At 72.9% G+C, this 17,899-nt stretch carries 15 protein-coding genes; 1 reads left to right on the top strand and 14 read right to left on the bottom strand.

Features of this window, described 5'->3' with window-relative positions; all coding sequences use genetic code 11:
- Window positions 1–17 precede the first annotated feature (17 nt).
- Window positions 18–3,392: a beta strand repeat-containing protein gene (locus tag ACJ5H2_RS05440; protein WP_408899589.1), complete on the top strand. Its 3,375-nt coding sequence runs from the start codon at window positions 18–20 to the stop codon at window positions 3,390–3,392.
- A 274-nt stretch (window positions 3,393–3,666) separates the two neighbouring features.
- Here the strand turns inward: ACJ5H2_RS05440 and ACJ5H2_RS05435 are convergent, their stop codons facing one another.
- The 14 genes from ACJ5H2_RS05435 to ACJ5H2_RS05370 form a co-directional block, all read right to left on the bottom strand.
- Complete coding sequence (locus tag ACJ5H2_RS05435) at window positions 3,667–6,627, bottom strand: hypothetical protein (RefSeq protein ID WP_408898554.1); 2,961 nt, start codon at window positions 6,625–6,627, stop codon at window positions 3,667–3,669.
- A 112-nt stretch (window positions 6,628–6,739) separates the two neighbouring features.
- Entirely contained in the window at window positions 6,740–8,302 is a 1,563-nt protein-coding gene (locus ACJ5H2_RS05430) for a hypothetical protein (RefSeq protein ID WP_408898553.1), read from the bottom strand.
- Between the two features lie 93 nt (window positions 8,303–8,395).
- A complete protein-coding gene (locus tag ACJ5H2_RS05425; RefSeq protein WP_408898552.1) occupies window positions 8,396–8,833 on the bottom strand; it encodes a pilus assembly protein TadG-related protein in 438 nt (145 codons plus the stop codon).
- Window positions 8,830–9,288 carry a hypothetical protein gene (locus ACJ5H2_RS05420; protein ID WP_408898551.1) on the bottom strand — a complete coding sequence of 153 codons (459 nt, stop codon included), beginning with the start codon at window positions 9,286–9,288 and terminating at the stop codon, window positions 8,830–8,832. Before ACJ5H2_RS05420 ends, ACJ5H2_RS05425 begins: the two co-directional genes overlap by 4 nt.
- Entirely contained in the window at window positions 9,285–9,665 is a 381-nt protein-coding gene (locus ACJ5H2_RS05415; RefSeq protein ID WP_408898550.1) for a TadE/TadG family type IV pilus assembly protein, read from the bottom strand. The genes ACJ5H2_RS05420 and ACJ5H2_RS05415 overlap by 4 nt, the downstream gene beginning before the upstream one ends.
- A complete protein-coding gene (locus tag ACJ5H2_RS05410; RefSeq protein WP_408898549.1) occupies window positions 9,662–9,835 on the bottom strand; it encodes a hypothetical protein in 174 nt (57 codons plus the stop codon). Before ACJ5H2_RS05410 ends, ACJ5H2_RS05415 begins: the two co-directional genes overlap by 4 nt.
- Before the next feature lie 28 nt (window positions 9,836–9,863).
- Window positions 9,864–10,793, bottom strand: coding sequence for a type II secretion system F family protein (locus ACJ5H2_RS05405; RefSeq protein ID WP_408898548.1), 930 nt, complete (start codon window positions 10,791–10,793; stop codon window positions 9,864–9,866).
- A complete protein-coding gene (locus ACJ5H2_RS05400; RefSeq protein WP_408898547.1) occupies window positions 10,790–11,641 on the bottom strand; it encodes a type II secretion system F family protein in 852 nt (283 codons plus the stop codon). The genes ACJ5H2_RS05405 and ACJ5H2_RS05400 overlap by 4 nt, the downstream gene beginning before the upstream one ends.
- Window positions 11,642–11,644: 3 nt before the next feature.
- The gene (locus ACJ5H2_RS05395) at window positions 11,645–12,862 is read right to left on the bottom strand and encodes a CpaF family protein (RefSeq protein WP_408898546.1); all 1,218 of its coding nucleotides are present in this window, start codon (window positions 12,860–12,862) and stop codon (window positions 11,645–11,647) included.
- 670 nt (window positions 12,863–13,532) lie between these two features.
- Window positions 13,533–14,072, bottom strand: coding sequence for an N-acetyltransferase family protein (locus ACJ5H2_RS05390; protein WP_408898545.1), 540 nt, complete (start codon window positions 14,070–14,072; stop codon window positions 13,533–13,535).
- A gap of 16 nt (window positions 14,073–14,088) precedes the next feature.
- The gene (locus tag ACJ5H2_RS05385) at window positions 14,089–14,814 is read right to left on the bottom strand and encodes a hypothetical protein (RefSeq protein WP_408898544.1); all 726 of its coding nucleotides are present in this window, start codon (window positions 14,812–14,814) and stop codon (window positions 14,089–14,091) included.
- Window positions 14,815–14,965: 151 nt separating this feature from the next.
- Window positions 14,966–15,319, bottom strand: a complete 354-nt coding sequence (locus tag ACJ5H2_RS05380; protein ID WP_408898543.1) for a hypothetical protein — start codon at window positions 15,317–15,319, stop codon at window positions 14,966–14,968.
- A 160-nt stretch (window positions 15,320–15,479) separates the two neighbouring features.
- Window positions 15,480–16,709 (bottom strand): hypothetical protein, encoded by a 1,230-nt coding sequence (locus tag ACJ5H2_RS05375; RefSeq protein ID WP_408898542.1) that lies wholly within the window; start codon window positions 16,707–16,709, stop codon window positions 15,480–15,482.
- 29 nt (window positions 16,710–16,738) lie between these two features.
- Complete coding sequence (locus ACJ5H2_RS05370) at window positions 16,739–17,437, bottom strand: hypothetical protein (protein ID WP_408898541.1); 699 nt, start codon at window positions 17,435–17,437, stop codon at window positions 16,739–16,741.
- Between the last annotated feature and the right edge of the window lie 462 nt (window positions 17,438–17,899).

Genomic DNA, 17,899 nt, shown 5'->3' with positions numbered 1-17,899 from the left:
GAAACTCCGTGCGGCGCATGATCGCGGCCCTCGCGGCCACCACCCTGGGGCTCGGAGTCCCCGTCGTCCTGACCTCGACCGCCTCGGCCGACATCACCGCCCCCGCGAACGGCGCGGTCCTGCGAGGCAACGCCACGCTGTCGGCGAGCGGCGCCACCGACACGACGTACTGCTCCATCACCGGGATCGCGGACGACCCGCAGACCACCCTGCAGCTGGTCAACAGCAGCGGGACGGTCGTCTTCAGCAACACCCAGGGCGGCACGGGCGCGAAGAGCGTGTCCGTCGACACCCACGCCTATCCCAACGGCACCTACACCGCCCGGGCGATCGAGCGGAACCGGAAGTCGAAGAACGTCGTCTCCTGCACCAACGAGACGCGGACGACCAACCGCACGGTGACCATCGACAACATCACCCAGCTGTCCTACTCCGGCGCCACCGAGGGGCCGCAGAACACCTCGGTGACCGTCCGCGCGACGCTTACCGACCCGCATCTCAGCTCCTCGGTCGTGCCCAACCAGACGGTGACCTTCGCCCTGTCGAACGGCACATCGGTCAACGCCACCACCAACGGCAGCGGTGTCGCCACGGCGTCGCTGCCGCTCTCCGGCCCGCCGCGGTCGGCGAGCGTGACGGCGACCTTCAACCAGACCGCCCACTACCGCGGCTCGTCGGCCTCCACCCCGTTCACGGTCCAGAAGAACCCGACGACGACCACGCTGGTGCAGCCGGCGCCCGTCGTCCACGGCCAGGGGGTCTCCTTCACGGCACAGGTGACGCCCGTCAACGGCACCAGCAACCCCGGCGGGACGGTGCAGTTCACCGTCGACGGCGACGACTTCGGCGCGCCGGTGCCGGTGTCGGGCGGCGCGGCGACGTCGGCGGTGACCTCGTCGCTCAGCACCGGCTCCCACACCGTCGGCGCCCGCTACAGCGGCGACGGCAACCTGGTCGCCAGCACGGCGACCACCCGGCAGCTCAGCGTCGGGAAGGCCGCGACCACCACGGAGCTCACCAGCACCGGGTCCCCGACCGTCAGCGGCGAGCCGGTGACCTTCACCGCCACCGTCGACGTCGTGTCCCCCGGCGCGGGCGAGCCGGCAGGCGGCGTGCAGTTCAACGTGGACGGCGACCCCTACGGCACCGCGGTCCCGCTGACGGGCGACACCGCCGAGCTCACCGTCGCCACGCTGCCCCCGGGCAACCACACCGTGCAGGCGACGTACAACGGCAACGCCGACTTCGCTGGCAGCAGCTCGGGCGAGCTGACCCACGGCGTCGACCGCGCGGACACCACCCTCGCGCTGAGCACGTCCAACCCCGACGCGGTCGCCGGCGAGCCGCTGACGTTCACGGCCGAGCTCGACGTCGTCGGGCCGGGCGCGGGCGAGCCGACGGGCGCGGTGCAGTTCTTCGCCGACGGCGAGGCGATCGGCGCCCCGGTCGCAATCACCGGCGGCAGCGCCGTCTCCCCGCCGGTCAAGCTGGGCGCCGGCGAGCACGTCATCACCGCCGACTACGCCGGTGACGACCGGTTCGCCGGTGCGACCGACACCCTCGACCAGGAGGTCGCCGCGGCCCGCACGACGACCACCGTCGCCATCTCCCCCAGCCCCTCCGTCGTCGGGCAGCCGGTCACCATCACGGCGACGGTGAGCCCGGTCGCCCCCGCCACCGGGGAGCCCGAGGGCGTGGTCCGCTTCGAGATCGACGGCGAGAGCGTCGACTTCGTCGACCTCGAGGACGGGGTCGCGGAGCTCTCCACCGCCACGCTCACGCGCGGCAGCCACCAGGTGAGGGCCGTCTACCTCAGCTCCGACCCGGACTTCGTCACCTCCACCTCGGCCGCCGTGAGCCACACGGTCAACAAGGCCGCGACCCGCACCACCGTCGCCAGCAGCGCGCCGGTGTCGGTCTACGGCCAGCCGGTCACCTTCACGGCGACCGTGGCCGTGGTCGCGCCCGGCGCCGGCGGTCCGACGGGCACCGTCACCTTCACCGACGGCGACACGGTCCTCGGCACGGCACCGGTGGGACCCTCGACCGGCGGGACCGCCGCGGTCACGGTCACCACGCTCGACGTGGGCCAGCACGCCGTGGTCGCGACCTACGACGGCGACGACAGCTTCACGGGCAGCAACGGGTCGACGGCGCAGAAGGTGCAGCGCGCGCAGACCGCGACCGTCGTGGCGTCCTCGGCCAACCCCTCCCAGCCCGGTGAGGCGGTGCGCTTCACCGCGACGGTGAGCCCGGTGGCTCCGGGCGCCGGCGAGCCGGGCGGCACGGTGCAGTTCCAGGTGAACGGCGCGGCCCTCGGCGCTCCGGTCACCCTCGTCGACGGCACCGCCACGAGCCAGGACTTCACCAACCTGTCCCCCGGCACCTACCGGATCTCGGCGGTCTACGGCGGCGAGGCCCGCTTCGTCGGCAGCACCGGGCTGCTCGACCAGGGCAACGGCCAGACGGTCGCGAAGGCCGGGTCCGCGACCGCCCTGACGTCGGACGCCCCGGAGGCCGAGCAGGGCCAGGCGGTGACCTTCACCGCGACCGTCAGCGCGGTCGCCCCGGCCACCGGCCGGCCGACGGGCGTCGTCCAGTTCTGGGACGGCGGCACCCTGCTCGGAGCCACCAGCCTGGCGCCGGCCTCCGCGGCCAACACCAGCGCGGCGTCGTACACGACGACGACGCTGGCCCCGGGAGCGCACGAGATCCGCGCGACGTACGGCGGCAGCGTGACCTTCGAGGGCTCGACGCAGACGATCGCCCAGCTCGTCGGCTCCGTGGTCACCGTGACCGGCCTGGAGTCGAGCGCCAACCCGTCGTCGTACGGCGACCGGCTGACGCTGACGGCGACCGTGGCCGACGCGGCGCCCACGCCGGGCCGGCCGACCGGGACGGTCACCTTCCGCTCGGGCGCGAACGTGCTCGGTACCGTCGCGCTCACCACCGTCGACGGGCGCCAGCAGGCGACCCTGGACCTGGACGGGATGTCCGCCGGCACCCACACCCTGACGGCGTCGTACTCCGGTGACGGCACGCGCGCGGCCAGCATCTCGGCCGAGCTGAGCCAGGTCGTGCAGCGTGCGGCCACGCACCTCGACGACCTCGCGGTGATCAACTCGCAGCTGTACACCGTGCGCGAGGTGACGGCGACCCTCCGCGGCCCGCGCAACGAGCCGCTGGCAGGCCAGACCCTGGTGTTCTCGACCAACACCACCGTCTCGACCGGCTACCTGGAGATCTGCCGGGCCGTGACCGACGCCCGCGGCTACGCCAAGTGCAAGGTCCCGCCCTCGATGCCGGCGTACGTCAACGCCGACGGGTTCACGGTGACCTTCGCCGGCAACGACAGCTACCTGCCTGCCACCGACCACGGTGGTGGGCGGTAGCGGCGGGCGGTTGTGGCGGGCGGTTGTGGCGGGCGGTTGAGCTGTAACTAGCTGTTCGTGCTGCTGCCTTACCCGTCTACGGGTCAGGGAGCAGCACGAACAGGCAGTTACAGCTCGAGGCCCGGCCCCCGCGCGCCCCTCTCAGCTGTAACTAGCTGTTCGCGCCTCTCCCCCACCCGTCTACCGGTCAGGGAGCAGCACGAACAGGCAGTGACAGCTCGAGGCCCGGCCCCCACCACCAAGGATGGAGGACCGGGCCTCGATGCAGCCGGGCTCAGGAGCAGCTGGCGGTGGCCAGCGCCTGCGCGGCGGCGAGGTTGGCGTTGGCCGTGGCCAGGTCGGCGTTCGCGTCGGCGAGGGCCGCCTTGGCGTTCCTGATCCGGACCTTCAGCCGCGCCACCTTGGCGGTCTTGCCCTGCTTCTTGGCGAGCTTCTTCTTCGCCTTGAGCGTGGCGACCTTCGACCGCGCGGCGCTGACGTCGGCCGCGGCCGCGGCCTGCACCGCGCTCGCCGTGGAGAGCGAGGTCGTGGCGGCACCGCAGGCCGGGCCCTGCGCCGCGGTCAGCACGGTGACCGGCGCGGAGACCGCGACGCCGTCGGCGTACCCGGCCTTCTTCGCGGTCACCTCGACGGTCAGCTTCTTGCCCGCGGCATCCGCCGGGATCGTCAGCTGTCGCCCGGTGCCGATCGGCGTGGCCTTGCCCTCCTGGAACCAGCGATAGCCGTAGCTGTCGGGAACGGCCGACCACCACCCCTCGGCGGCCGCGACCGTGGCGCCGGGCGCCGGGTAGCCGTTGATCGTGGGCGCCGTCTGGACGGTCAGCTCACCCTCGGCCACCGGGGCGCTGGGCGCGGAGGTGGCCTGCCCGTCGGCGTAGCCGTCCTTCTTGACGGTGACCTTGACGGTGAGGGCCTTCCCGACCGCCGAGGCCGGTACGACGATCACGTTGGTGTCGCCGATCGGGGTCGCCGAGCCCTCGCGGAACCACTGGATCTCGTAGTCGTCGGGCCACGGGTTCCAGCCGCCGAGCTGGACCCCGACGAGGTCGCCCACGCGGGGCTGACCGATCTCGGGGTCGACGACGATCTCCGGCGGGGCGACGTTCTCGATCTCCGCGGTGCCCGCAGGCTCGACCGTGACCGGCTCGGAGGTGGCGACGCCGTCGTCGTAGCCGGCCTTCTTCGCGGTCACCTCGACGGTGAGCTCCTTGCCGACAGCGTCGGCCGGGATGGTCAGCTTCTTGGTGGTAGCGACCGGGGTGTCGCTGCCCGACAGGAACCAGCGGTAGCTGAACGAGTCGGGGGCGGCGGGCCACAGGCCCTCCCACGCCTCGACCGAGGCGCCCGCCACCGGCTCGCCGTAGACGACCGGGCCGGCGCCGGGCTTCGGCGCGAGGGTGCCCTTCGCGACCTGCTCGCTGGGCGCGGAGGTCGCCGTGCCGCTCTCGTAGCCAGTCTTCGTGGCGGTGGCCTTCACGGTGAGGGTCTGGCCGGCGGCCGCGGCCGGTACGACGATGACCGTCCCGGTGCCGATCGGCTCGGTCGAGCCGGAGCGGAACCAGGTCAGCGTCACGTCCACGTCGGCCGGGTCCCACACGCCCGGGTGGACGCCGGCCGGCTCGCCGACCCTCGGGTCGGCCGTGATCTGCGGTGGCGCGAGGTTCCGCACCTCGCCGGCGCTGCCGGCCGGTGCGACCGGTCCCCGCGGCGCCGAGTAGGCGATCCCGTCGGAGCTGCCGGCCTTCTTCGCGACGACGACGACCTGGAGCGTCTCGCCCTCGGCCTCGGCCGGGATGCTCGCGAGCGTCGCTCCCGTGCCGATCGGCGTCGCGGAGCCGGAGCGGAACCAGGTGACCTGGGTCGAGTCGGGCGTGGGGCTCCAGGTGCCGGTGGTGGCCGTGGCCGAGCCGCCGACGACGAGCTCCCCGCTGATCGCGGGCGCCGTGGTGTTCTGCACCGGGGCCGGCGCCGAGGCCTGGACCGTGACGGCGGGCGACGTCGCGACCCCGTCCGCGTAGGCCGACTTCTTCGCCGTGACCTCGACGCTCAGCTGCTTGCCGGCGGCCCCCGCCGGGACCACCAGCTGCTTGCCGGTGCCGACCGGCTGGGCCGAGCCCGCGACGAGCCAGCGGTAGGTGTAGCTGTCGGGGGCCGCGGACCAGGTGCCCTCCCAGGCCTCCACGGTGCTCCCCACGACGGGCGAGCCGAAGATCGCCGGCTTCTCGCCGTTGGCGAGCGTGCCGCTGGCGACGGGGGCGGAGGGGTCGGAGACGGCGACGCCGTCGACCCGTCCGGACTTCTTGGCGGTGACCTTGGCGGTCAGCGTCTTGCCGAGGGCACTGGCGGGCACCACGATCGTGAGCCCGGTGCCGATCGGCTCCGCGGAGCCGGACTGGAACCATTGCGCGGTCACCGAGTCGGGCTCCGGCGTCCAGACGCCGGGGTGTACGACGGCGAGCGAGCCGACGGCCGGGTTGGCGCTGATCTTCGGCTTGACGTCGTTGACGACCGGCTGCGACGACGCGTCGTAGGCCGTCACCGGGTCGGAGGTCGCCACGCCGTCCTCGTAGCCCGTCTTCTTGACGGTCACCTCGACGGTCAGCTTCTTCCCGGCCGCGTCGGCCGGGACGACGAGCTGCTCGGTGGTCCCGACCGGGGCCGCCTTGCCCTCCTGGAACCAGCGGTACGCGTAGCTGTCGGGCTCCACCGACCACACGCCCGGCCACGCGGCGACGGTGTTGCCGATCGCGGCCTCGCCGTACACGGCGGGCTTGGCGTAGTTGGTGGGCGGCCCGGGCACGACGGCCTTGCTGGCCAGGGACGTGGACGTGCCGTCGGCGTACCCGGCCTTCTTGGCGGTCACGGTGACCCGGAGCGTCTCGCCGAGCGCCTCGAAGGGGATCCAGACCGGGTTGCCGGTGCCGATCGGGGTCGGCGAGCCGGAGCGGTACCAGGTGAAGGTGACCGAGTCGGGCTGCGGCGACCACGTGCCCGGGTGGGCGAAGGCGAGCTCACCGACCTTCGGGGGGTCGTTGTAGACCGAGGGCCGCACGAGCGCGGTGACCGTCGGTGCCGCGGCCGCCTCGGCGGCGGCGCGGGCGCCGGGAGCGGCCGTGGCCGACACCGCGACGAGACCCACCATCGCCACCGCGGCGGCGAGCAGGGTCGACAGCAGCCGCCGGAGCACCGGCAGGGCCGGACGGCCGTGCGCCGCCCCCAGGAAATGCGGACGCATCACATCGACTCCCCATAAGTCGTCACGTGCCCGAGGGCACAGGATTCGCGCACGGTACCGGCCCGTGCGCCCTTCTGGTGGCGGTTCTTCGAAATCCGCCGCGTCCCCGTCGTCACGACCGGACCCGGGTCGCCCGGGTGCGCAGGACGAGCGGCGCGTAGCCCGGGACGGTGTAGGTGACCTGCGCACGGACCTTGGCACCCTGGAGCGCCTTCGTCAGGCGCAGCTTCCTCTTCGTGGCGCCGGCGATCGGCTTGCCCTTGACCAGCCACTGGATCTCGGCGGTGGCGAAGGCCGGGGCGGTCTGGCCCGGCAGGACCTTGAGCTTCTTGCCGACCTTGGCCTTGCCCGTGAGCATCGGAGCGACGAGGCTCCGGAGCGTGCCGGCCTTCACCGGGGGCGTCGCGGCGGCGTAGGCGATGCCGGGCTGCGTGCCGGGGGCGGCCGCGCTGACCGCGGCGAGGAGGCGGGCGCCGAGGAGGCCGGGGGTGATGGCAAGCGTGGCGCCGGTGGCTCCCGGGATCGCCTTGCCGTCGGCGTACCACTGGTAGGCCAGGTTGCTCGGCGTCACCTCCCAGGTCCCGGCGCTGACCGTGACGCTCTCCCCCACCTTGGCGATGCCGCTGATCACCGGCGGTGCGGTGCTCTTGAGCGGGGTCGCGGGCGCGGCGATGGTGCTCGTCGGCGCGGACTCGGCGGTGTTGGGGCGGTAGCCCTCCAGCGTGGCGGTCACGCGCACGGTGATGGTCTGGCCCAGGGCCGCCTCCGGCACGAGCAGCGTCTTCCCGCTGCCGATCGGGGCGGCCGAGCCGGAGCGGAACCACGCGTAGGTGTAGGCGTAGGCCGTACCGGGGTCGGGCTCGGGAAGCCAGGCGCCGGAGGTCGCCTCGAGCGTGCTGCCGACGCGCGGCACCCCGTTGACCGTGGGCCTCACGAACTGGTTGTTCTGCACCTGGACCAGGTCCAGCTGGGCGTCGAGGCCGGGCCGGTCGGCGCCGACCGTGACCGTCTGCGCTCCGGCGAGGGTGGGGCTGTCGGCGTGGAACTCGGGGGCGTAGTGGCGTCCCTTGCCGACGAAGCCGACCCGGTAGCCGCCGGCGGGGACGACCATCGCGTAGGTCCCCCCGGCCCTCAGCTTCGCCGAGTACGACGCCTCCCAGCCGCTGCCGTCGGGCGTGTAGGCCGTCACGGTGCCGTCGGTGACCTTCTCGGCGTCCGGACCGGTGACCGTGCCGGAGACGAGATGGCCGGCGGCCAGCGCGGCGTTGACGCCCGGCCGGATCTGGTTGTCCGTCACGGTAAGGGTCTGGGCGTCGGTGATGGTCGCGACGTCGTTGTAGAACTCCGGCGCATAGGCCGGGTCCGTGCACGGGTCGGCGCACTCGACGAACTGCACCCGGTAGTCACCCGGGCTGCCGTAGAGCACGTAGTCCCCGGTCGGCCCGGTCTCCGCGAACACCACCGGCACCCACAGCGTGACGCCGTCCTGGGTGTGCTGCTGGTAGCCCACCACCGCGATGTCGTCGAGCGGCAGGCCGGTGGCCGCGGCGGTGACCTTGCCGGTGATCATGCCGAACGGCTCGGCCTCGGCTGCCGTCGCCGGGGTGGCGACGGTGCCGAGCGCGAGGAGCGCGGTGGTGGTCGCCGCGAGTGCGGCGATGAGGTGCTGGCGCATCAGGTGGAGCTCTCCGTCGTCGTCGCCGCGGCGGGCCGGGCGCGGTGGTGCTGTCGCCTGCCCAACGACCCGGCGACGCGGAGGTCCCGTCGCTCAGCCCGCTTCCGGGTCGACCACCGCGGAGCCGACCGCCCGCACGGTGGTGGCTGCCGGGGCGCCGGGGAGCCGCAGCGGCAGGTCGAGCGGGGCGGCGAGCTCGACGACCAGCCGGTCGCCGGCGACGGTGACGCTCGCCCGGAGGCCGGGGTGGTCGGTGGCCGCGCCAGCGTCGCGCAGGTAGTCCCGCACGGCCGCCTCGGCCTCCGCCGGGGAGATCGCGAGGTCGTCGGTGGCCAGCCCGCCGTCGTACGCGTCTCGTCCCTGGGCCCCGAGGTCGGCGCCCTGCAGGGCCGCGCCGTCGGCGAGGGCCGCGAGACGCTGGCGGACGAGATAGGCCGCGCTGGCGTCGACGACGACGGCGACGAGCAGCAGGACGATCGCGGCGAGGGCGACGACGAGCGGGAGGGAGCTGCCGCGCTGCTCGCCGCTCACCGGGGCCGCGCTTCCTGGTAGCGCCCGATCGGCACCGTCTCCTCGGCGTCGAGCGCGAAGCGAGGCCGGCCGAGGCCGAACAGGTCGGGCAGCCACGGCAGGTCGACCGCCGAGGCCACGCGGACCGTGATGACCGAGGTGCCGGCGTGGCAGCTGCGCGGGTACGGCGAGCAGGTGACCGTGACGTCGACCGGGACCTGGGCCAGGCCCTGGTCGGCGAGCACCTGCCGCGCCACGGCCCGGGCCCGCTCCTCGCCGACCGCGTCGTCCGGGGCGAGAGCGTAGGCCCGGGCGGCGGCGCGGGCGGCGCCGCTGACGCCGAAGGAGCCGCGCTGCACCTCGAACACCGCGAGGACCACCCACAGCAGCGGCACGAGCAGCAGCAGGCCGAGCCACACCATCTCCACCATGCCGCTCCCTCGCTCGGCCGTGGCCCGGCGCCGGCGCGAGTTCACCGCGAGTCCTCCTCGACCGCGCGCCCGGTCACGCTCAGCGCGACGCCCGGGCCGCCGATCCCGAGGGCGGGCACCTCGGCGCGCACCACGATCTCCACGCCCGGCGCCCCGGCGACCAGCGCCGGGCGTGCCTCGACGTCCTCGGCGTAGCGCCCCGCGAGGGCGTCGGCGATCTGGGCGCGGGTCCGCGCGACGCCGTCCGCCGGTCCGCGGTCCGCGGTGGCCGCGAGCCGCGCGCCCTCGGACGCCGCGGCCGCGAGCGTGGCGCGGACGTGGAGCACGAGCGCGACCTGCAGCAGCCCGAGCACGAGCGGCACGAGGACGAGGGTCACCAGCGTGAAGTCGACGAGCGCTGAGCCGCGCTCCGAGCGGGTCACCGCACGGAGTTCAGCGCGGACTGCAGGATGCCGACCAGCTGGGGCTGGGCGATGCCCCACAGGGCCACCCCGATCGAGATCGTCATGATGGTGATCAGCACCCAGCCGGGCACGTCGCCCCGCTCGTCGCGCCGCCTGTCGTGCCGCCTGTCGTGTCGTCGTCTGCGCACGGTGGTTCCCTTCCCGAGATGGTGTCGTTCAGTAGCTGAGGGAGAGGCCGATCAGGCCGGGCCAGAAGGCGAAGAGCACGGTCGTCGGCAGGACGAGGAAGACCACCGGGACCATCATTGCGATCTCCTTGCGCGAGGCCTGCTCGATGAGCTCGCGGCGACCTGCCTCGCGGACGTCGGCCGCCTGGGCGTGCAGCACGTCCGCGAGCGGGGTGCCGCGCTCCATCGCGACCGCCACGCCGTGGGCGAACCGGGCGACCACCCCCAGACCGGTGTCCGCGGCGAGGCGGTCGAAGGCGTCGGCGACCGGCTCGCCGGTGCGGATCCGGGCCAGCAGGTCGCCGAGCTCGCGGGACAGCTCGCCGCCGCTGCGTCGTACGACGCGGTCGAGCGCGCCGACGGGCGACTCGCCGGCGGCCACGCTGAGCGCGAGGAGCTCCGCGACGGTGGGGAACTCCGCGAGCATCGCCGCCTCGCGACGGCGGACCTGCGCGGTCAGCCGGTTGTCGCGCAGCAGGACGCCGCAGGCGAAGGCGCCCGCGCATGCGAGGAGCAGCGGAACCGGGTGGGCCGGGCTCGTCCAGGTGCGCAGCAGGCCACAGGCGGCGGCGATGGCGAACCCGACCAGGCCCCACTGGACCTGTTGGACGCGGAACTCGTGGAGGGTCAGCGCCGTGCCGGAGCGGTCGAGCCGGCGGCGTACCGACGGGGCGCCGCCGAGGACCCGCTCGACCCCGTCGGCCGCGCGCCGGAGCGCCGGTCCGAAGACGGCGCGGGCGGTCGAGTGGGCGCCGGTGACCGGCGGCGGTCGGCGGGCCGTGGGCGCGAGATCGCGCAGGTAGGGCAGCACCCGCTCCTCGAGCCGGGGGCGGCGGATCGCGACGGTGCGGCCGGCGACGAGGAGCAGGCCGAGCGTCGCGGACAGGCCGAGCAGGGCGCCGGTGGCCGCGGGGCTCATCGCAGGATCCGTCGCTCGGCGGGCAGCCGGCCCAGGCGCATCATCAGCCGGTAGGCCAGCACGCAGCTGGCGGCGCCCACGCCGAGCACGGCCGCGCCGGCGGCGGACTGGTAGCGCTCGATGACGCTCGGCTGGGTCGACATCACGAGCAGCACCACCCACGGCGCGGCGACCGCCACCCGGGCGCCGTTGACGGCCCACGACTGGCGGGCCTCGAGCTCGGCGCGGGTGCGCAGGTCGTCGCGCAGGTAGCCCGACAGGTTGCGCAGGAGCCGGCCGAGCTCGCCGCCGCCGACCTCGCGGGCGATCCGCAGGCCCTCCACCACCCGGTCGCCGATGGGGTCCGCGAGCCGGTCCTTGAGCCGGTCGAGACACTCGCTGAAGCGGCCGGAGACCTGGTAGTCGAGGGCGAAGGCGTCGAAGGCGGGGCGCAGCGCAGCGGGGCCGCGGACCGCGAGCGCCGCTACCGCGTCGGGGAGCGACATCCCCGCCCGCACCGCAGAGGCGAGGTCGTCGACCGCCTCGGGCCAGACCTGTGCGAACTCCCGTCGCCGGCGGCGGACCCGGCCGGCGACCACCGCCCACGGCAGGTACGCCGCGCCGGCGGTGAGCACGACAGCGATCGGCAGCGTGCGGGTGAGACCGAGGACGAGGACCAGCCCCGCGGCGCCCGAGCCGGCACACAGCAGCGCCAGGGAGCGCGGGGCGACGTCGGGCAGGCCGGCCTCAGTGAGCACCCGTCGTACTCGACCCTGGGGGCGCGGGGGCGCCTCCGCGCGGGGCCAGCGGAACGCCGCCCAGACCAGCAGGCTGCCGAGCCCGAACGCCAGCCCGACGAGCGCGCCCACGGGTCAGTCCGCCTCGTTGAGGAGACGGACGACGTCGATGCCGACCCGCGCGAACTGCTCTTGACGCGGCGGCAGGCCGATTCCGCGCCGCAGCTCGCCCTCGCGCCACTCGAAGACCGGCTCGGTCTCGATGATCTCCCCCTCCATCCGCCCCGGGACCGCGACGATCTCGGTCACGCGCCGGGCGCCCCGCGGGTCGAGCTCGACGTGCACCACGAGGTCGACGGATGCCGCGACGGTGGGAACGACGAAGCGTGCCGAGATGTTCTCCCCCGCCAGCAGTGGCAGCGTGCACGCCTTGGTCAGCGCCTCCCGAGCGCTGTTGGCGTGCAGTGTGCACATCCCGGGGAGCCCGGAGTTCAGCGCGAGCAGCAGGTCCAGGCACTCCTCCGCGCGCACCTCCCCGACGATCAGCCGGCTGGGCCGCATCCGCAGCGACTCCTTCACCAGGTCGCGCAGCCGGACCTCACCCGTGCCCTCGAGGCCGGCCTGGCGCGTCTGGAGGGCGACCCAGTCCGGATGGGGGAACCGGATCTCGAAGACCTCCTCCGCGGAGATCACCCGCTCTCCGCCGGGGATCGCCGCGGCGAGGCAGTTGAGCAGGGTGGTCTTGCCGGCCTGCGTGCCGCCGGTGACGAGGATGTTCAGGCCGGCCCGCACCGCCGCCTCCAGGAACCGGGCCGCACCCGGCGTCAGGGTGCCGAGCTCGACGAGCTCGGAGAGCCGCGAGGCCCGGACCACGAACTTGCGGATGTTGACCGCCGAGAAGCCCCGCGAGATCCCCTGCAGCACCACGTGGAGCCGGTGCCCGGCCGGCAGCATCGCGTCCACGAACGGCCGGCTGAGGTCGACCCGACGCCCCGTCGACTTCAGCATCCGCTCCACCAGCTCCGCGACCTGCGCCTCGCTCAGCACCAGGTTGGTCAGCTCGTGCCGACCCTGGCGCGCCACGAACACCCGGTCGGGGCTGTTGATCCACACCTCCTCCACGCTCGGGTCGTCGAGGAACGGCTGCAGCGCCCCGAAGCCCGCGACCCGCGCGACCAGCTCGGCCACCAGCCCCTCGGCGTCGGCCACCGGCGCGACCACTCCGGTCAGGCTGCGCTCGTCGTGCTCGCGGACCAGGGCACTCGCCAGGCGTCGTACCGAACCGACCTCGCGCTGCGGGTCGATGCCGTCGCGGCGTACGGCGGCACGCAGGTCCTCATCGAGTCGGGCCACGACGTCATCCGACGCCGGCGCACTCGATGCGAGCGCCCCCGACACGGGCGCGAAGGGTTGCTGCAGCAGGGCCATGCGACTCCCCCGAGATAGGACTGCTGTGGCTGCCAGCACGGTAGGTCAGGTCCTGCTGTTGCGGAAGAGGGACCACACGAGCCTGTGGAGAATCCGGACGTACGGACGACCCGGCCACGACGCCCGGACCCGTCGACACCGGGCTACGACGCCGTGGGCCGACTCCTCTGGCGGCGGCCATAGGCGGTGTCCCGCATCGCGGGCGGTCCGAGGTGCAGTCGATAGGGGCGTGCCCGAGGAGTCTCCACCTCCTCCGCCCGCCCCGCCGAAGCTCCGGCCCGTCGTGGCGCCGGCGGCCCCCAGATCATCCGGTAGTGGTTGACGCCCGTCATGCGATCCCCCTCGATCTTCGCTTTTCTGAAAGCTCGCCCTGCCGAGCTGGCCATCGCCAGTGAGCGGACGGGCCGGCGAAGCGCCCTGTGGTCGGTCATGTTCATGCCCGTCGCCATCGCGCCGCTCAGGAGCCGGCTCGACGGCTCCCTTGCCTGACAGACAGTGCTGCCCAGCTCCGCTGACGCGACACCGACTCCCGGGAGGAGAGGGCACGTCCCCCGCGCCCGTGCTGCGCTGGACGTGGGCCTCGGGAGGTGGGTGGTCAACGTGGCGGAAGCAGCGCCATCACGACCAGCTCAGGCCCGTCCTCACCGGCGGCCTCGCGCAGCCACTCGGGTCGCAGGCGGAGCACCTCCGACCAGCCCGAGTGCCGGTAGAGCGTCAGGGCCGCTGGGTGGACAGGCAGCACCTCGAGGCACGGGCGCAGGCCTGCGGCCGGGATGTCGGCGACCACCGTCTCGAGCAGCAGGCGCCCGATGCCGCGACCGCGTGCGTCGCGGCCAACGAACAGCGTGCTGACCCAGGCCAACTCGGCGACCTCGCAGCCATGAGCGTGAGCACATTCGTCATTCAGGGTGGTCGCCTCGGGAAAGCCGGCAAGCGGACCGGTCCGGCACACGTGGCCGACGGGGCGGCCGTCGATCTCGGCTGTCCACGCCGCCACCGCGTCGTCGGCGTGGAGGAACTGGTCGACGGGGACGGGCAGCGGGTCCTGCAAGGGGTACCGCGTCTCCGGCCGCTGTTCCGACAGCACCCCGGCCAGCACCGAGAGGTCGGTCGCGCGCCGAGGGCGGACGGTCACGGACGACAGGGCGGTCTCACTCGTCGGAGCCCGCGTAGACCAGGCTCGGGGCGCTGAAGTACGGCGCCCCGGTGACGGCCGCCATGTCGTCCGCTGTCACCACGACGCGCGTGACGACCTCGCTCATCGCCATGGCGACGGCCGACGAGTTCGGACCGTCCTCGCCGATGACCGGCTCACCCTTGAGGTCGTCCCAGACGAGGTCGAAGAGCGGCCGGATCTCCGCGGGCACGATCTCAGGGTCCTCGATGTACATGAACTCGGCAGCGTCGAAGAGCAGCTCACCGTTGCGGGCCGCACCGAAGCGCTCGAAGGCCTCGATGTTGCTCGTGAGGACTGCGGCTGCGCGACCACCAGCAGACAGGGCGCGCAGCGTCTCCACGGCGGGATCGCCGAAGCCCGTGGGCTCGACCGCAAGAACGCCGCCCTCGATCTCGACCAGCGCCCAACCCGTCTCGTCGAGCTCGTCCATCCCAATGTCCTCCCAGGCCACGGGCCTGGTGAGGTCGACGCCCAGCAGCTGCGCCACCTCCTCGCGGCGCGCGCCAGCAACGACCAGGACCGTGAAGGACTCCGGGTCGGGCAGGGCAGCGAGGACCGTGTCGTAGTACGCCACCCTGTCTCCGTCGCCAGTCGAGCGATCGCCGCTCGAGGTGTCGGCGCTCGAGGTGTCGGCGCTCGAGGTATCGGCGCTCGGGGTGTCGCCTGGTGTCGTCGCCTGCGCCTCATCGGGACCCGCCATCATGGTCTCCTCGCCCGCAGCCGGGGGATCTGTCCGTCCGCGCACATAGTCGGATGAGATCGCAACCGCAGCCGTCGCGGCCACGACGGCTACCACCGCAGCCACGACGTCACGCTTCAACGCTGCTCCCCTGTCATCCGGCGTCGCGAGCTCACGGCTTGTAGACGAAGCGGAATCGGTGCTCGAAGGCCGTCGTCAGGCGCTCGACGAGCTCACGCGCGACACCGTCCGACCGCGGCGTCCGGCCGTACGCGTCACGGTCGGCGGCCCACTCAGCCAGGTCGCGAGCAAGGTCCTCCGGCCCACCGAAGGCGATGAACTCGCTGGCATCGCTGAACAGCAGCCCCCGACACCACAGTGGGCAGTCGACATCCTCCTCGGCCATCAGCCGGATGACGTCGAGGTCGTGGAGCTCGTCCGGATCGTCCCACCAGTAGGTCTCGCCGGCATGCTCGTGCCGGGCTGCGACGGCGGGGGCGTCGCGGTCGCCATTGCCGGGCATCATCGCGGTCGCCTCCTGCCGAACTCCACCTCCGGTGGCCTGGCACCTGTCGTGCAAGGTGACCGACCGTACTCGACATGCCCCTGCCGCGGCAGACATTCCTGGGCAGTCGTCCGCGGTCAGCCGCTGCCGACATCGCGCGCGGCAGGTCGGCGCGACGTACTCACCAGCTCGCGACGAGGAACTGGGCAGCCTGGGGCTGTGCCGCATCCTCGGGGAGCCTCGCCCACGCGACCGCGCCGGGCCCGACGTATCCCACGCTGTAGCCAGAGGCCTCACCCAGACGCCACAAGCCCCGCGACCGCATGTCCAGGAGGTACTCACCCGCGTCGCCGTCGACGGACCCGTTGCCCCAGGCCAGGAAGTGGCCCGCTGCGCTCATGACCATCGTCTCGGGACCTCGCTGATGCAGCGCGATGCGGCAGAGCTCACCCGCCTGCCGCTGATGGATGTAGAGAGCAGCATCGCCCTGCGGCCGCGCCACGACCCAGGCCACCAGCCGGGTCGAGGCGGCGAGTCTGGTCACCTCACCGTCAGCACTGTCGACGGTGCTGACGACCCACTCCGCACCCTTGGCGGTGTCACGCCGTACGATCTGTGCCCCGTCGCCGGTCCGTCGCACGAAGTACAGGCTCCGGCCGGCGCCGCTCGGCATCACGCCACGGCTCACGGCCTCGATCGATGCATCGTCCAGGCCTGCGCGCCAGATGACCCCGTCGGACCGGTCCGCTCCGGGCGGTGTGGCCGCCCAGTACACCGAGTCACCCGCGACGGTGGGGATGGTCTGGCCGTAGACGGGTGACAACGGGCGAGTGCCGTACACCGTGTCGGAGTCCGCGAGCAACCGGCGTCCGGGCCGCTCGAGGTCCGCGGCGTAGATCTTCCAGTCGAAGTTGAACAGGTCCATGCTCGTGGTCTCGACCCAGGTCGTCGTGGAGCCCTGCGCCTCAGCGGCGGTGATCTGGTGTCCCCGGGACGGGGAAGGGTCGTAGCGCAGGGCTGCGAAGCCCGAGGGACTCAGCACGCCGAGCCGCGGCGTACCGAGCTGATCGCCTGAGTCGCCGGTCGACGCGGAGGCCAGCAGCCGACCTGCCGACAGGACGCCCCGTACGACGAGCGCCGACCCGTCGTCAGCGCTGGTGCGTGCGACCACGGGCGGACCGAGGTCGTCGTTCTCGGCGGCGGGCCTGGCGTCGGTGGCGGTGTCGAGACTGCAGGCGACCGCCTGGTCCTCGGAGGGCTCGGCCCGAGCGCTCGATCCCGGAGAGGCCGTCTCCGTCGGGCCGCCGGTCCCGGGTGTGGCGTCGTGCGACCGGCCCGGCTTCGCCTCCGAGCAGGCGGTTGCGAGAAGGAGCAGGAGTGCCGAGCAGAGGAGGGCACCGAGCTTTGTCATCGGCCCACGGAGGGGGTGGCTGGCCGTCCTCAATATGCGATGCCGTTTGTCTGGAGAAAGGTGTTGGTGAAGGTCGAGGTCGAAGCCGAGAAGGTCGGGCCGGCCGCCCCCCAGACGGATGTCGACGGGTCAGCGAACTGCACCGTGCCTCCTAGGTTTCCGTAGCCATATGCCAGGATCCAGTGACCGATCGTGCTTCCCACCGGATGACCGTTGTAGTGCGCACCGTTAGCCCACTCCACCGTGTCCGCAGCGACTGGCATCCCGTTGTTGCCGATGCTCTGCGTGAGAACCGACATCATTAGGCTCGCAGAAGGCGCGTCGACCTGCACGTACCAGTTCTGTCCACGCCACCGATTCACGCCACGAACGAACAAACCCGTGCTCCAGTTGGTCGCACCGCGAGCGTCGGTCTCCATGTGAGCGTTTCCCGCGAAGTGGCCCTGCGTGAAGGACACCCCGTTGTGCCGACTGGCGATCGAGCCATCCGTGATCTTGACCAGCATCTTGCCCGTGGCAGGGCCGCAGTAGTAGTTGGTGTTCTGGGGGTAGTGGGTGAGGGGTAGCGTCCGGCCAGAGACCGAGGCCATCACAGCAGCGGTGGTGTCCGCTTCTGCAACATCGCTATTCGCCGGCCCGTCAGACTGCGCTGACCTGAGGCCGCGGTACTCTAGGTAGCGTGCTTCCTCGGCACGGTACTCGGCTGGAGTGAGGTCGCCGTCAAGCATCCGTTGCCACGATGTGGTCAGCGCGACTTTCGCTCGGGACTCGGCGTTTGTGGAGAACTCGCGGGCGGGTCCGGATACGTCCCCTCCGGATCCGCTGCCAACGACATCCTCGTGCCGGTGATTCTGTGGAGGCGCAGCCGTCGCGGAGACCTGGACCGCGACCAACATGCACGCAGTGCTCGGGACGGCCGCTGCGAGGGCGAGGCGGCGCCAATGCTGTCGACGGGTTTTGCGTGGGACATGGTCGCACGACGCGACCATGTCAATGAGCCCGACCAGCCGCGCCCAGCCAGTGGCTCGCTTCGGTTGTCCAGACCGCTGGTCCACCTCGCAGTAGCGTTGAACGGTCACCGGTGCCTCCCCCGAGCCAGGACGGACCAGGCTTGAGCGAGCGGATCCCGTCAACCCCAACCGTCACCTTGAGAGACACCGAGTGATCGAGTTCATGACGCGAGCTGACTG

Source organism: Nocardioides pymetrozini, assembly GCF_046058985.1.
Taxonomy (GTDB): Bacteria; Actinomycetota; Actinomycetes; order Propionibacteriales; family Nocardioidaceae; genus Nocardioides.
Note: the sequence above shows the minus strand (reverse complement) of the source record. Positions and strands in the feature narration are given on the sequence as shown.

Coding starts and splice junctions, on each gene's coding strand:
- ACJ5H2_RS05440 (WP_408899589.1), top strand. CDS start 18: ATGATCGCGGCCCTCGCGGCCACCACCCTGGGGCTCGGAGTCCCCGTC.
- ACJ5H2_RS05435 (WP_408898554.1), bottom strand. CDS start 6,627: ATGCGTCCGCATTTCCTGGGGGCGGCGCACGGCCGTCCGGCCCTGCCG.
- ACJ5H2_RS05430 (WP_408898553.1), bottom strand. CDS start 8,302: ATGCGCCAGCACCTCATCGCCGCACTCGCGGCGACCACCACCGCGCTC.
- ACJ5H2_RS05405 (WP_408898548.1), bottom strand. CDS start 10,793: ATGAGCCCCGCGGCCACCGGCGCCCTGCTCGGCCTGTCCGCGACGCTC.
- ACJ5H2_RS05385 (WP_408898544.1), bottom strand. CDS start 14,814: ATGGCGGGTCCCGATGAGGCGCAGGCGACGACACCAGGCGACACCCCG.
- ACJ5H2_RS05380 (WP_408898543.1), bottom strand. CDS start 15,319: ATGATGCCCGGCAATGGCGACCGCGACGCCCCCGCCGTCGCAGCCCGG.
- ACJ5H2_RS05375 (WP_408898542.1), bottom strand. CDS start 16,709: ATGACAAAGCTCGGTGCCCTCCTCTGCTCGGCACTCCTGCTCCTTCTC.
- ACJ5H2_RS05370 (WP_408898541.1), bottom strand. CDS start 17,437: ATGCTTGACGGCGACCTCACTCCAGCCGAGTACCGTGCCGAGGAAGCA.